This window comes from Caballeronia sp. dw_276 (assembly GCF_018449635.1).
GTDB lineage: Bacteria > Pseudomonadota > Gammaproteobacteria > Burkholderiales > Burkholderiaceae > Caballeronia.
Map to the genome: position 1 here is coordinate 224,651 of NZ_JAAVUV010000007.1, position 13,588 is coordinate 238,238.

The 13,588-nt window shown below is 58.5% G+C and carries 14 protein-coding genes; 6 read left to right on the forward strand and 8 right to left on the reverse strand.

Going from position 1 to position 13,588, the window contains the following annotated elements:
- Positions 1–437 precede the first annotated feature (437 nt).
- The gene (locus HB633_RS16990; protein WP_213779335.1) at positions 438–860 is read left to right on the forward strand and encodes a phasin family protein; all 423 of its coding nucleotides are present in this window, start codon (positions 438–440) and stop codon (positions 858–860) included.
- 101 nt (positions 861–961) lie between these two features.
- On the opposite strand, the gene HB633_RS16995 is transcribed toward HB633_RS16990, so the two are convergent.
- Positions 962–1,435 carry an HU family DNA-binding protein gene (locus HB633_RS16995; protein ID WP_062003320.1) on the reverse strand — a complete coding sequence of 158 codons (474 nt, stop codon included), beginning with the start codon at positions 1,433–1,435 and terminating at the stop codon, positions 962–964.
- Positions 1,436–1,816: 381 nt separating this feature from the next.
- Here HB633_RS16995 and HB633_RS17000 point away from each other — a divergent pair, with 381 nt between their 5' ends.
- Positions 1,817–2,377 carry an H-NS histone family protein gene (locus tag HB633_RS17000; protein WP_213779336.1) on the forward strand — a complete coding sequence of 187 codons (561 nt, stop codon included), beginning with the start codon at positions 1,817–1,819 and terminating at the stop codon, positions 2,375–2,377.
- 115 nt (positions 2,378–2,492) lie between these two features.
- Positions 2,493–3,749, forward strand: coding sequence for an MFS transporter (locus HB633_RS17005; RefSeq protein WP_213779337.1), 1,257 nt, complete (start codon positions 2,493–2,495; stop codon positions 3,747–3,749).
- A gap of 9 nt (positions 3,750–3,758) precedes the next feature.
- Here HB633_RS17005 and HB633_RS17010 read toward each other — a convergent pair whose 3' ends face one another.
- The 3 genes from HB633_RS17010 to HB633_RS30915 form a co-directional block, all read right to left on the reverse strand.
- Positions 3,759–4,478 carry a MipA/OmpV family protein gene (locus tag HB633_RS17010; protein WP_255580965.1) on the reverse strand — a complete coding sequence of 240 codons (720 nt, stop codon included), beginning with the start codon at positions 4,476–4,478 and terminating at the stop codon, positions 3,759–3,761.
- Positions 4,479–4,945: 467 nt separating this feature from the next.
- On the reverse strand, positions 4,946–5,095 hold the full coding sequence (locus HB633_RS17015) for a hypothetical protein (RefSeq protein ID WP_213779338.1): 150 nt from the start codon (positions 5,093–5,095) through the stop codon (positions 4,946–4,948).
- A gap of 136 nt (positions 5,096–5,231) precedes the next feature.
- The gene (locus HB633_RS30915; RefSeq protein ID WP_255580966.1) at positions 5,232–5,495 is read right to left on the reverse strand and encodes a hypothetical protein; all 264 of its coding nucleotides are present in this window, start codon (positions 5,493–5,495) and stop codon (positions 5,232–5,234) included.
- Between the two features lie 530 nt (positions 5,496–6,025).
- On the opposite strand from HB633_RS30915, the gene HB633_RS17020 reads away from it, so the two are divergent.
- A complete protein-coding gene (locus HB633_RS17020) occupies positions 6,026–7,144 on the forward strand; it encodes a porin (protein WP_213779339.1) in 1,119 nt (372 codons plus the stop codon).
- A 184-nt stretch (positions 7,145–7,328) separates the two neighbouring features.
- Positions 7,329–8,873 (forward strand): methyl-accepting chemotaxis protein, encoded by a 1,545-nt coding sequence (locus HB633_RS17025; protein WP_213779515.1) that lies wholly within the window; start codon positions 7,329–7,331, stop codon positions 8,871–8,873.
- Positions 8,874–8,891: 18 nt separating this feature from the next.
- Here HB633_RS17025 and HB633_RS17030 read toward each other — a convergent pair whose 3' ends face one another.
- From HB633_RS17030 to HB633_RS17040, 3 genes are read right to left on the reverse strand one after another with little or no spacing between them, the layout of a single operon-like run.
- Complete coding sequence (locus tag HB633_RS17030) at positions 8,892–9,380, reverse strand: nucleoside deaminase (protein ID WP_255580967.1); 489 nt, start codon at positions 9,378–9,380, stop codon at positions 8,892–8,894.
- A 13-nt stretch (positions 9,381–9,393) separates the two neighbouring features.
- Positions 9,394–10,395, reverse strand: coding sequence for a PHB depolymerase family esterase (locus tag HB633_RS17035; RefSeq protein WP_213779341.1), 1,002 nt, complete (start codon positions 10,393–10,395; stop codon positions 9,394–9,396).
- Positions 10,396–10,424: 29 nt separating this feature from the next.
- A complete protein-coding gene (locus tag HB633_RS17040) occupies positions 10,425–10,841 on the reverse strand; it encodes a CopG family transcriptional regulator (protein WP_213779342.1) in 417 nt (138 codons plus the stop codon).
- A gap of 366 nt (positions 10,842–11,207) precedes the next feature.
- On the opposite strand from HB633_RS17040, the gene HB633_RS17045 reads away from it, so the two are divergent.
- Positions 11,208–12,089, forward strand: a complete 882-nt coding sequence (locus HB633_RS17045; RefSeq protein ID WP_213779343.1) for a manganese catalase family protein — start codon at positions 11,208–11,210, stop codon at positions 12,087–12,089.
- Between the two features lie 43 nt (positions 12,090–12,132).
- On the opposite strand, the gene HB633_RS17050 is transcribed toward HB633_RS17045, so the two are convergent.
- Positions 12,133–13,443, reverse strand: coding sequence for an MFS transporter (locus tag HB633_RS17050; RefSeq protein WP_346730328.1), 1,311 nt, complete (start codon positions 13,441–13,443; stop codon positions 12,133–12,135).
- Positions 13,444–13,588 lie beyond the last annotated feature (145 nt).

The window sequence follows — 13,588 nt, forward strand, 5'->3', positions numbered from 1 at the left end:
TTGCTAAGTCCCGTCACGCTCGTTTGGGGACTGTTGCGAACGGACGTTCCGGGCGCAGTTGGATTACGCGTGGAGGCCGGGTTTGCGCCATCGTCCAGACTGCCGTTCGCCTGCGCATAAACGCCCGCCGACGCGCCCGCAATCAGCATCGACATAACAATCTTTGCTGCGACTTTCATCATTTACTCCATTCGTGCGCCGGGATAAACACAACCCTTCAGTTCTTATGAGCCACTGAAGCTCGCTACGTTCCCAAATAATTGTCTCCTAAGATTACAGCGCGCTCGTGAACGTTCGCGCGAACTCCCGCGCGTTTTCCCTTGGATTCGGGAACGGCCGTTCCGCTGTAATATCGAACGAGCGTTGGGCGCCGAAGGTCGAACACCGAAGAGCGCCTCTCGTTTTTCCGAACGCGAATAAACCTATTGGAGACGCACATGGCAAAGCCCGAGTACGCCGACCCGTTTAGTCAGTTTGCCGCAATGTTCCAGCAATACAAGCTTCCCGGATTCGATGTCCAGGCCATCCTCGATGCCCGCCGCAAAGACGTTGAAGCGCTGGCGGCTGCAAACCGCGTTGCGTTCGGTGGCATGGAAGCGCTTCGCGACAAGCAACTGGAGATCCTGCGCCGCGCGCTCGGCGATTTCCAAACCATCGCGCAAGAGTTCGCCACGTCGCCGGCCAAGGCCGCAAGCAATCCGACGGAGGTCGTACAGAAAGCGCTGCATCAGGCGCTGGCCGACATGCAGGACATCGCGCAGAAAACGCAGCAGGCGCAGACAGAGGCCTACGCGATCGTGACGAAGCGCATTGAAGAAGCCGCCAAGGAACTGAAGTCTTCGATGGAGCAGTCGAAATAGCGGGCGTCTGGCGCCATCTTTTAAACTGCAAAAAAACGCCCCTCGGATTTTCATCGCGAGGGGCGTTATTACTTCTGAAGACTCGACTGCAAACCTTCAAATTACAGCGCTGCGTCCTTCAGCTTCTTCAGCGGGCGCACCTTCAGGCGCACCGATGCCGGCTTGGCTGCAAACCACTTGTCTTCACCCGTGAACGGGTCCTTGCCGAAGCGCTTCTTCTTCGCCGGCACGTCTTGCGCAACGACCTTCAGCAGGCCCGGCAACGTGAATTCCTTAGCACCTTTTTTGTGAATCGATGCCAGCAGCGTTTCTTCGAGAGCCGCGAGCAAAGCCTTCGCCGCCTTCGGCTCGACGCCCGAGCGTTCTGCCAGATGAACAGTCAGCGATGCCTTGGTGAACGAGTCCTTGATGGGTTTCAGCGGAGTGGCCACGACCGCTTTCTTCGCTGCGGGCGCCGCTGCCTTCTTTGCTACCGGCGCTGCTTTCTTGCTTGCGGCGGTCACTTTCTTGGTTGCCGGCGCTGCTGCTTTCTTCGATGCCGGAGCTGCGGTTTTCTTCGTGGTGGTTGTTGCCATGAGTTCCTCGCTTATAGTCAAAAGTTGCCCAAGACCTTTGCCTTTGCGCCGTCACCGACTAACGCAAAGGTACAAATCCTCGGGTTGGGCGCCAGCGTAACAACACCGCCATGAAGACGCAACATCTCAGACCATAAATTAAAGGGTTTTTTGCATGAAAGTCACGAAACCGCGTACCTGTACCTCACTTCATTGACATGGATATAGCAAAACCCTGTCTGAGAGCATGCATGACTTGCTTTAACCGCTGTCTCGAACCGCTCTTCAAACACGATCGTATCGTTGCAACATGGCGGCCCTGCGTGATTCCACTTCATCGGCACTTTTGCAATTCAAGCGCGCGTGGCATAGTGCGGCCACATCCATTTCAGGAGGTCCCATATGCCTACAATCGAACAGCTTCGCTCAAAAATAACGAAGCTACAGATTCAGGCTGACGCATTGATTGCAAAAAAGATGCAAGCGGCAGTCGATCAAATTCGAAAGATCATGCTGGAGCATGGCCTGACGACCGAGGACATCGAGGCGAAAGCGAAAGCCCGGCGCAATGCGAAAGCGGTAAAAGGCAGCGCGCCGAAAACATCCTTGAAAACAAGGCGGAAAGCGGCCGGCAGCCTGCCGGGCAAGGGCGCGCCGAAGTATCTTCATCCAAAGACGGGCGCAACCTGGAGCGGACATGGACGTGCTCCTGCATGGATCGCCCAGGTCAAGGACCGTTCGAAGTTCCTGATCGAGAACGGCGCCGCTGCGGCCGATGCCGTTACAAGGCAACCAGGCGCAGCGCGTAAAAATGCCAAGACAAAATCGTTGGCATCCAATGGCGCAGCAGCCAAGAAAGTAGCGAAGAAAGCCCGGGCATCGAACAAGGCCGCGCCGGCGAAGAAAGCGGCACGCAAACGCGCGGTGAAAACCGTGGCCGAGAGCGGCTCCGCAGCCAAGTAAAGATTCAGAAGCAGGCGATGGGGGCAAAGGCCCCCATCGTTTTTTTTGTCAGCAGAGAATTGCCGGTCGCTTGCCGCGCTTTCAAACTCAAAAAGAATTCTCACTGGAGCTTGGTATGCAAGCCGATGCAAAGGCATCCGGACGCAGGGCGCCGATAGTCCCGGACACCACCCTTACCGCCGATAAAAACGCGTGGAAGGCGCTCATCGCCTCCGCAACCGGCTACGCGATGGACGGCTTCGATCTGCTCATTCTCGGCTTCATGCTGCCTGCCATCGCGCTCGAATTGCATCTGAGCACGCAGCAATCCGGGGCACTGGTTACATGGACGCTGATCGGCGCGGTGGCGGGCGGCATTGTGTTCGGCTCGCTGAGCGACCGGTATGGCCGGATTCGCGTGCTGACATGGACCATCGTGCTGTTCGCGGTATTCACGGGACTGTGCGCGTTTGCAACCGGCTTTTGGGATCTGCTCGCTTATCGGACCATCGCGGGCATCGGGCTTGGCGGCGAGTTTGGTATCGGCATGGCTTTGGCAGCCGAAGCGTGGCCCGCGAAGTATCGTGCCCGGGCGTCGTCCTATGTTGCCTTGGGCTGGCAGGCGGGCGTGCTGGCCGCCTCCTTGCTGACGCCGCTGCTGCTTCCGCATATCGGCTGGCGCGGCATGTTCCTGCTTGGCGTGGCGCCGGCGATCATCGCGTGGATGGTGCGCAATTCGCTGCATGAACCGGAGGTGTTCGTACGCAGTTCGATGAAACCCGAGAACAAGGCTAACGCTTTTAAACTACTTGTCGCCGATGCCAACACCACGCGCGCGAGCATCGGTATCGTCATTTTGTGTTCCGTTCAGAACTTCGGCTACTACGGCATCATGATCTGGCTGCCGACTTACCTTGGAAAGACGCTGGGCTTCGGCCTGACCAAGTCGGCGTTATGGACGTCGGTGACCATTGTCGGGATGATGATCGGCGTTTTTATCTTCGGTCAGCTCGCCGATCGCATCGGCCGCAAGCCGACTTTCCTGCTGTTTCAGGCGGGTTCGGTCGTGATGGTGATTTTCTATTCGACGTTGTCGACGCCCGGCGCCATGCTTTGGGCCGGCGCCGTGATGGGCCTGTTCATCAACGGGATGATCGGTGGGTACGGGGCCCTTATCTCCGAGGCGTATCCGACCGCGGCCCGTGCAACCGCGCAAAATGTGTTGTTCAATATTGGTCGCGCGGTCGGCGGATTGGGGCCGATCATCGTGGGCGGATTGGCTGCGTCGTATTCGCTGCAGGTCGCGATTGCATCGCTCGCGGGTATTTATGTTCTCGACATGCTGGCGACGCTGTTTCTCATTCCCGAGTTGAAAGGCGTGGAACTCGAATAGCCTTGCAGTTCATTTGAACGCATAAGCGATGCCCGCGCCATACGTGATCTGATTGCGATTGCCGCGCTGCGTCACGATGGGGCTGTCCGCTGCCGAACCCGATACCCGCTGGTAATAGATCATCGCGCCGCCGAACCAGTGTTTATCGAACTGATAGATCGCGGCGAGCCATCCCGTCATTTGTTCGAGCCCGCCCGAAGGGCTGAACACAGGCAGCCCGCTACGAGCGGAATCGTCTTGCGTGACCCCGAAGTAGACCTGGTTGAAGCCCTGACTGACCCAGCTCGCCCCTACGCCTGCTCCGGCGAACACCCGCCGGTACAACGGCATCCAGAAGCTCCCGTTCACCGAGACGCGCGCACCTGTATAAACGACGCCCGCGTTGGTCATGACGGTCACGGACCCGCGCAGCCGATACGGAACGCTACCCGGATGCTCATACTCATAGCCGACGAACCCGCCGCCCTCGACCGTGGTGTGAATCTCGTGGACCTGAGAAACGACCGGATCATCGACGTTGTTGCGTCCAAGGCGAAGCGATATGGCCGGACCATATTGCAACCCGGTAATGCCGCCCAAATCGAACTGCGCGTAAGGCCCATACAATTCGAACAGACGTCCGCCATCGGTGACATAGCGCACACCCGGAACGGCGCCGACAAAGCGATCTTTCCCGCCTGCATAGTCAGTGGTAGAACCCAGGCCGCCGCCGATCATGCTGGGCAGCATGCCGGGAAGATCGACGGCCGCAGCCTGGCTCGCATGCGCCGCGAACAGTCCACTGAAAAGAAAGAGGATGCGCAGGCTTTCAGGTATCGAGCGCCGGTTGCGCTCGTTTCGCTCAGTCGTTGGCGATCCGTCGAATGAAGATCGGAGGCCAAAGGAGCCCCCTTCCCTGAAGCATCCGTCCATCGCCATTTATTTCCTTGGGGCTTGGGTTTTCGCAAAACGTGTGCATGCCGAATTCGTTTCGCAATTGGAAACCTGGTCACATCCAAGCGTTAACAGTTCATGAGTAAGTCATCAGGTCGGCGCAGTGCGGCTAACCTGTTCGACCGATATCAGAAACGTGGAGCGAACGCAATTGACGCTGAGGCATGTCGATGCGCTGCTTAAAGATGGTAAAGACGATGGACGACAAAATCCTGACACTGCGCTCAGGCGAGCGCAGCGAATCGGAGGGCAATAGGGAGGCTTTACGCCAGTCGCAAAAAAGCGCCCGTGATTTTCGTCCACAGCGCGGCAAAACCGCGTGGCGAAGATTCCGCATTAGGCAGCGCGGCCTCGGGATAAGACAGCCGTTCCTGAGGATGCCGCACTTGCGAGACGAGCAAGCCGATGTACATGGCGATTCTCCCAGCATAGTATTTTTTAGCACATGGCCAACCTAAAAGTTGCCATATGGGCCGCACATCACGCGCGGTCAGCACATCACCGTGCGCCTTCAAAAATAAGCATCCCCAACTATTTCCACCCGGTCCCTTACCCTGGCTGCGCGCGATTCGTCATCGATCGATTGGAGGCTGCTCTGTCCGACGCGGGAGGAAATACACACCAGCATCCATCGTCGTGACGAAAGAACAAAAGCGCGCGCAAGCCCCGCGGCAATGCCGTTTCCACACACACATAACGTCGGCCGCCGACGGGCGTCCGACTAAATTCGGTGACACGAACAGGGGTCGACAACCCTGGCGCAAGCCACTTTTCGACCTGGGTCCGCAACGAATGCTCATGCATGGATTTCATGTACCGCTCCAACAAACGATTCTTGCCCGACTTCATCCGCCGCATTCGTAGCGTCTCTGACGTCTGGCGTTTTGCGCGCGCCATCTTCAAGCGAGCTTTGCACCATCGTGCTGCTGGCAGCCTTTGCTCTCAGTGCGCTACACCGCGCGAGATGCCTCAAATCCGCCAACTGGACAACAAGCTGCCTAGCCGTTCTACGTTTCATACGACCTCCCGCAACGCACCACAAACCTCAGAAAGCACTTTAACTCTATGCCTCCATTGGTCGCCGCGGTGTGACTTAGGCAAATTCGCAACAGTTATTTACGTTTCCAGGCTGCGTAACGCCTCAAATCTAAAACGTGCGATGGGCGCTCTCTTTGAATGTTTATCGGCAGGCAGGAACCGGGACTTGAGAGCGCCAGCCCTCCTGAGCATTGCCGGTCTGGCCAAGGCGAAGCATTTTTACGAAATGATCAGACGTGCCCTTTATCCTCCGCGATCGCCTTAGTGAATTTTTCCACCCACTTTTGGATCATCCGGACGTCAGCATGAGAAAAAAACTTGCAGTAATCCTTCCTATCGTGGCGACCGCGTCTGCCACCGCATCCATCGCGCACGCACAGAGCACGGTGACGCTATACGGACTTCTGGAAGACGGCGTCGACGTCGTCAGCAACGTCCAGGGCAATCGCCTGTTTCAACTCGCGTCCGGTGTGACCGCCGGCAGCCGCTGGGGGATGAGCGGCACGGAAAAACTCGGCGATGGTCTCTCCGTCATCTTCCGCCTGGAAAGCGGCTTCAATATCAACTCCGGCAGGCTTGGCAGCGGCCTGGCATTTTCGCGTAACGCGTACGCCGGCCTCGAAAGCGCGCAGGCGGGTACGGTGACGCTGGGTCGCCAGTGGGATTCGATCGTCGATTTCGTCGAGCCTTATACGCTCAACGGGAATGTCGGCGGTTATTACTTCGCGCATCCAAACGATATGGACAACACCGATAACGGCTTTCCGATCGCGAACGCGGTGAAATATCGGAGTCCGACTGTTGCGGGCTTCACGTTCGGCGGACTTTATTCACTAGGCGGAATCGCTGGAAAATTTTCCGATAACGCCACGTTCAGCGCAGGCGCGACATACGCGGCCGGCCCTTTCAGCGCGGGCGTCGCTTATTTGCGGATCAACGATCCGGGCGTGTCCACGCAGGGTTACCAGAACTATCCCGGCTTCACCAATTCGGTCTATGGCGACTACCTGACGGCGGCGCGCGCGCAGCGCGTGCTGGGTGTCGGCGCTTCGTATCAAGTGCTCGGATCGCTGCGCGTGCTCGCCGATTTCACGAACACGATCTTCCAGCAAGGCAGCGCCGGACACGATGCGACCTTCCAGAACTACGAATTGTCCGGGCTCTACACGCCAACCCCGGCAATCACCATCGGTGCAGGTTATACGTACACGACGGGCCGCGATCATGCGACGGGCGCTCAGCCGAAATACAACCAGTTCAATCTGACGGCTGAATATGCGTTGTCGAAGCGCACCTCGGTGTACGCGATGGGCGCTTACCAAAAGGCCGCCGGTGACGCGAACGCAGCACAGATTGCCGGATTCAATCCGTCGAGCAACCAGAAACAAGCAGTGGGTCGTTTGGGAATCCGCAGCATGTTCTGATCGGTGCAGGCGGGCGCTTAAAAGTGCTCGCGCTCAAGTGCTTTTCAGCTACGGGTTATCCCACCCCTACATTCCACCGCCGCCATGCCGTAAATGAGTCAGGCATGGCGTTCGGCAGCGCCCCAACGCCGCACATATTCAAATACTCGGTTCAACACAGGCGACGGCGGTAGACATGAAAAAGATGACGTTGAATCAAAAGCTCGGATCGATGATCGCCGTGCTTTGGCTCGGACTTGTAGCAATCGGGTTCATTGGGGCGTGGCAAAGCCGTTCGGCCACGCTCGATGACCGGCGCGATCAACTCAAGGCGCTCGTTGCACAAGGCGTGAGCACGACGGCGCATTTCCAGAGCCTCGCCGCCAACAAGACAATCTCCGAAGACGAAGCGAAAAAGCGCGCACTCGATGTCCTCGCCTCCATGCGATACGGCACCGACGGCTACATCTCGGTCAACGACTCGCGCCCCGTCATGATCATGCATCCGATCAAACCAGCGCTGAACGGCCAGAATCTGGCAGGTTTTGCCGACCCGGCGGGCAACAAACTCTTCGTCAATATCGTCAATGCGGGTAATTCGACGCCCGAAGGCGGTTTCATCAGTTATTTGTGGTCGAAGCCCGGCAGCGAAAAACCCGTGCCAAAGATCAGCTTCGCAAATCACTTCGTGCCATGGGACTGGTACATCGTGACAGGTATGTACACCGACGATATCCAGAGCGCGTTCTACGCGAGCGCATTGCGCTGGTTTGCGATTACGACGGTGCTCGGCGTGCTGGCGTCGCTGGCAATGTTGCTCGTGCTGCGCAGTATCAAACGTGAACTCGGCGGCGATCCGTCGATTGCAGTTAGCGCGGCGCAACGCATTGCGCGCGGCGACCTGACCACGCACGTGCCGCTCGCCGCCGGCGATTCACACAGCCTGATGTATGCGCTGAGCGAAATGCAAAGTGGCCTGGTCGAGACCGTCTCGCGGGTTCGCGCCGGGACTGAGAACATCAATGTGGGGGCGTCGGAGATTGCCGCCGGCAACACCGATCTGTCGCAGCGGACGGAACAGCAAGCCGCCGCGCTCGTGCAAACGGCATCGAGCATGGACGAGATGACTGCGAACGTGAAGCAGAACGCCGATAGCGCCACGCAAGCGGCCAAGCTCGCAGGCGAAGCGGCCAATGTCGCCCAGCGCGGCAGCGGCGTGGTCGAAGAAGTCATCCACACCATGACGCGCATTACCGAAAGCTCGAAGCAGATCGGCGACATCATCGGCGTGATCGACGGCATTGCGTTTCAGACCAATATTCTCGCGCTGAACGCTGCGGTTGAAGCAGCTCGGGCGGGGGAACAAGGACGCGGCTTCGCGGTCGTGGCAGCGGAAGTTCGCAGCCTCGCGCAACGCTCGGCGACGGCCGCGAAAGAGATCAAGGCGCTGATCGGGACATCGACGGATACGGTGAAAGAAGGTGCATCGCTGGTAAGCAACGCGGGAGCCACGATGGGTGAGATCGTCAGCTCCGTGCGTCGCGTGAACGAGATTCTGGATGAAATCAGCCACGCTTCGAATGAGCAAAGCGCGGGTATCGAACAGGTGAATCGCGCGGTGGGCGAGATGGATCAGGTCACGCAGCAGAATGCGGCGCTGGTTGAAGAGGCAGCGGCCGCAGCGCATTCGCTGAAGGATCAAGTCGATGTATTGCGCGAAGCGATCGGGAGCTTTTCGCTGCCGGCTTGAAAATGATTCGGGCAGCGGTTATTCCCAGAACCCTTCATGCACGACCGCCGCTTCATCTTCAATCAGCGGCCCGACCACACTGACCTCTCGCTGCCCGCGCGCGAACACTTCGCGGCACGGCAGCGAGAAAGTCGGATTCTCCGGATGATCCCCGGTGATCTCCAGCAAGCGTCGCTCGGACATTGCATACACCACGCGACCAATGTTGCACCAGTAGATCGCGCCCGAGCACATGCAACACGGCTCGGCATTCGTATAAAGCGTGCACTTCAGCAACTGCTCCGGCGACAGATCCTTCGCCGCCTGCGCGGCGGCGCGCAACTCGGCGTGCTGGGTGGGGTCGCCCAGCGGTGGCATCGAATTGTTCCCGGCTTGCGCGACGATCTGACCATGTTCATTGGCGATGAGCGCGGCGAACGGATGACGTCCATCGCGCCTGGACTTCTCCGAGAGCGCGATCACCTCGCGCAGCAATGCCATGTCGCGTTCGTTTGCGTGTTCGTCCATAGTGTCCCTTCGTTTAAGCATGCATCGGATGATCGAGAAAAAAGCGCATCATGGCCGCGCTTGCATCAGGGCCGCTTGCGTCCGTGTATGAACCTCGTGCGCTTCCGCCTGCCCAGGCGTGCGGCGCGCCGTGGATGAGCCACGACTCGGCATCCACGCCATCCGCCGATTTCACGCGTTCGACGGTGCTCCTGCGTTTGCCGGAGTCGGCGCGCGAGGCGTCTTCGAAAACCACTGCCTGGCCGCCGAACGGTCGCAATAACTCGCCGGCGTTGGACGGATGCACGGTTGTATCGGCGTCGCCATGAAACACGATCATCGGCCGCTTTGGCGATTCTGCATTCTGAGCGCGCGATGTCCTGCCGCCACGCATGGCCGCGAGCGCCGACTGCAGATCGTGCGCGGAACCTGCCGCGAGCCCGGAATGCACGCAGGCGGCGGCGTAAAGATCGGGATAGTCGCGGATCATGATTGCGGCCATCGCCCCGCCCGCCGATAAACCCGCCACATACACGCGCGCCGGATCGACCGCGTGCTTCGCCATGACGTCGCGCGTGATGCCCGCGATCAAAGACGGCTCGCCGGAATCGCGCCGCTGATCCGCAGGCTTGAACCAGTTCCAGCACTTGGACGCATTCGCCTGTTGCGGCTGCACCGGGTACACCACCATGCACCCGTCGCGTTCGGCCAGCGCATTCATTTGCGTGCCGGCAGCGAAGTCATCGGCGTCTTGCGTGCAGCCGTGAAGCATCACGACGAGCGGCATTGGCTGCCCGTTGTACTGCGCGGGGACGTACAACTTGTACGTCCTGTGTCCCGCCGCGTTCGCATAAGAATGCGTGCTGAATGCGCCGGGTGTTGGCGCTGCCGGTTGAGCAGGCGGTGCTTGAGATGCCAAAGGCGCCTGCCCTCCCAGAATGCCCTGCAGCGCCGCGGTCGCTTCCTTCGGCCCGCGTGTGCGCAGCAGCTTCATTGCGTCCTGCATCGAATGCAGAAATCCATCGTCGAGTTTCATTGTCTTTTCCTTGATGCGTCGTTAAACGCTTATCCGATCCGGCCAGCCAGCGCTGATTTCACCGCAGGCGAGGCGTGGAACGCGCCGAGCACCACGATCGATGCAATCGTCTCCAGCGCGAGTTCAGGCGTGACATCGGCGGCGATGCTTGCAAGCCCCAGCACCTGGATGTCGAAACGCTCGCCGGCGTCACGCGCAGCTTCCAGATCGCGTTTCGAAAAATGCTGCATGCCGAGCACCAGCGCGCGGCGAGTGACCGTTTCGTTTACGACATTCGCGTGCGTTGCCAACTGGTTGCGGATCGCAGTGCGAATCAGGTCCGTACGGTTCGAATAGAAACCTTCTTCCACCAGTAAATCGATCTGCCCCAGGTCGATGGGGCCCAGATTGATCGTGATTTTCTCGGTCTCGCCACCTTTTGGTCGAACCACCTCTAACTTTTGCATCGCTTTTTTTCCTTCCCATTACCATCCCATGAGATGGTTATAGGCTGGTTTTTGCGTCGCGTCAAATTATTTTGACTTTTTAAGGATATAAGCGCGAACGGAAGGTCCCGGGTACGGGCAATGCTGAAGCTAATCCCGTAGTCCTATTCTTTTCCTCGTGGTGACGTTGCTGCGAGTTCGCCAAAGCACTTCATACGCTTTGAGATCCGGGCGCCCTTGGCTGGGTGCAGCGTGGCTGTAAAAGCGTTGCCGCCCGGAGTAATTCGACACGTTCGATTTGTTTTTTGTCGCGATGATTCGCGGGCGTAAACACGTCTGTAGATAAGACGACGCAGCACATCGACTCAACCTCAAGGAGATTCACCCATGTTTGTACATAACAAACGCCTGCAATACACAGTACGCGTTGCTGCACCGAATCCCGGTCTCGCGAACTTGATGCTGGAACAGTTCGGCGGATCGCAAGGAGAACTCGCGGCTGCGTGCCGCTACTTCACGCAAGCAGTTGGTGAGGACGATCCGGGCCGCAAGGACCTCTTGTTCGATATCGCCACTGAAGAACTAAGCCATCTGGAGATCATCGGTTCGATCGTCGCGATGCTGAACAAAGGCGCGAAGGGCCAACTCGCTGAAGGCGTGGAAGAAGAAGCCGAGTTGTACCGGTCGCTAACGGGCAACGGCAACGATTCGCATATCACGTCTCTGCTGTATGGCGGCGGCCCCGCACTGACGAGTTCGGCGGGTGTGCCATGGACGGCTGCCTATATAGATACGATTGGCGAGCCGACCGCCGACCTGCGTTCGAACATCGCGGCCGAAGCGCGCGCAAAGATCGTCTATGAACGCCTGATCAATCTCACCGATGATCCAGGCATCCGCGACACGCTGGGCTTTCTGATGACGCGCGAGATCGCGCATCAAAAGTCTTTCGAAAAAGCGCTGCATTCCATCCAGCCGAATTTCCCGCAAGGAAAGTTGCCAGGCAAGCCGGAATTTACCAGCGTGTACTACAACATGTCGCAAGGCACGGAACCGGCGTTACGCGGACCGTGGAATGAAGGCGCCGACTGGAAGTTCGTGGAAGATCCGCAACCGGCCGTAGATGGCGGTGACGGATTGGCGAGCGTGGGTGTGTCGGCGGAAGACATCGATGTTTTGCAAGCCATGGCTGCACGCACGGCATCGGATCCGAATTCAGATCCGACGACCGGTGCCGATCTTGGATCGGGACAAGCAACAGTGGTTTAAGTGGCATTACCCTTCCGGCCCCAAGCCGGAAGGGTATTTTTATCTAAACTTCGCCTTTCTCCGCTACGACGCGCTTCACCATGAACCAGTAGAACACCGCGGAACATCCCGCAATCAAGCCCCCCGAAATCAGGGCGATGGTGTATGACCCGGTTTTATCGACGATAAAGCCCGCCACCACCGGCGAGAACGCCCCGCCAAAATACCCGCCAAAATTCTGGATTGCGCTCACGGAAGCGACCATGGATTTGGGCGCGACATCCGATGCCAGCGCCCAGGCCGCTCCAATGATCGCTGCGAGAAACGCGAGACCGAGCGTCATCAGGGTGATCGTCATTCCCAGCGAGTCCACGAACGGAATCGCAACCGCCGAAATTGCCGCGCCAATCGCGCAGATCACGATCCACATGCGCTTGGCATCGATAGGCGTCGCCATGCCGCGATCGACCATCTTCTTCGTCAGATAGCCAACGATGATCTCGCCCACCGCGCCGCCAATCCACGGAATGCTTGCGTAAATACCAAGTTGCACGAACGAAATATGAAATCGGTCGAGCAAATACAAAGGCAGGAAAACGAGGAATAGATTCCACAGCCAGATCGCGCAAAAGTAGCCGAGGATCATGCCCCACACGCTTCGATGCGTGAACAAGCCGCGCCATTCGTGCGTTGAATTGCTGATCGACCGCTCGCGCCCGCCGCCGCCCGCCTCTATATAGGCGAACTCTTCTTTCGAAAGCCGTTTGCTTTGCTCCGGATTGCGGTACAGCAGCAGGAAGACGATAGCGAACACAATGCCGACCGCGCCCGCCACATGGAAGAGCGAACGCCAGCCGAATGCGACCATCAACGCAACGAGCACGGCGGGCGCAAGCGCGGGTCCCCATTTCGACGATGAATCCCAGATCCCGGTTGCGAAACCGCGCTCCTTGTTCGGGAACCACGCGGCCGTGATTTTCGCGGAGGTCGGCCAGCATGGCGCTTCACCGACTGCGAGCAACGCGCGCATCACGAGCAAGCCGCTGACCGAGCCGACCACACCGGTCATATAGGTCGCGACGCTCCACCAGATCATTGCGACCGCATAGGCTTTTTTAGCGCCGAACCGGTCGATCACCCATCCCGCCGGCAATTGCATCACGGCGTAGGTCCATGCGAAGACGGTGCCGAGCAAGCCAATCTGCGTACGCGATAAACCCAGTTCCCGGATCATTTCCGGCGCTGCAATGGAAAGACTTGCACGGTCGATGTAATTGATGATGCCGCCGGCCACCAGCCAGATCAGCACGGTCCATCGAAAATTCATGCTGGTTGAGTTCGCCACGCCTATAGGTGATCCCAGCTTCTCAGCCACGTCCGTCTCCTCGTCTACGCGATTGACGTCCTTTTTTGGGACGCGAAGAGTCACACTATATTCAGCAAGCGCTTCACATTACAGCCGCGTTAACCCGCCCGGTAGCGCGCCGGGATCGGCACAAATGCGATAATCGCGGACTCAG

What these genes read in the sequence shown, in the direction of transcription:
- HB633_RS16990 (WP_213779335.1), top strand. Translation starts at nt 438, where the DNA reads ATGGCAAAGCCCGAGTACGCCGACCCGTTTAGTCAGTTTGCCGCAATG.
- HB633_RS17045 (WP_213779343.1), top strand. Translation starts at nt 11,208, where the DNA reads ATGTTTGTACATAACAAACGCCTGCAATACACAGTACGCGTTGCTGCA.
- HB633_RS30915 (WP_255580966.1), bottom strand. Translation starts at nt 5,495, where the DNA reads ATGAAATCCATGCATGAGCATTCGTTGCGGACCCAGGTCGAAAAGTGG.
- HB633_RS17000 (WP_213779336.1), top strand. Translation starts at nt 1,817, where the DNA reads ATGCCTACAATCGAACAGCTTCGCTCAAAAATAACGAAGCTACAGATT.
- HB633_RS16995 (WP_062003320.1), bottom strand. Translation starts at nt 1,435, where the DNA reads ATGGCAACAACCACCACGAAGAAAACCGCAGCTCCGGCATCGAAGAAA.
- HB633_RS17010 (WP_255580965.1), bottom strand. Translation starts at nt 4,478, where the DNA reads ATGCTGCCCAGCATGATCGGCGGCGGCCTGGGTTCTACCACTGACTAT.
- HB633_RS17005 (WP_213779337.1), top strand. Translation starts at nt 2,493, where the DNA reads ATGCAAGCCGATGCAAAGGCATCCGGACGCAGGGCGCCGATAGTCCCG.
- HB633_RS17020 (WP_213779339.1), top strand. Translation starts at nt 6,026, where the DNA reads ATGAGAAAAAAACTTGCAGTAATCCTTCCTATCGTGGCGACCGCGTCT.
- HB633_RS17035 (WP_213779341.1), bottom strand. Translation starts at nt 10,395, where the DNA reads ATGAAACTCGACGATGGATTTCTGCATTCGATGCAGGACGCAATGAAG.
- HB633_RS17040 (WP_213779342.1), bottom strand. Translation starts at nt 10,841, where the DNA reads ATGCAAAAGTTAGAGGTGGTTCGACCAAAAGGTGGCGAGACCGAGAAA.
- HB633_RS17025 (WP_213779515.1), top strand. Translation starts at nt 7,329, where the DNA reads ATGACGTTGAATCAAAAGCTCGGATCGATGATCGCCGTGCTTTGGCTC.
- HB633_RS17015 (WP_213779338.1), bottom strand. Translation starts at nt 5,095, where the DNA reads ATGTACATCGGCTTGCTCGTCTCGCAAGTGCGGCATCCTCAGGAACGG.
- HB633_RS17030 (WP_255580967.1), bottom strand. Translation starts at nt 9,380, where the DNA reads ATGGACGAACACGCAAACGAACGCGACATGGCATTGCTGCGCGAGGTG.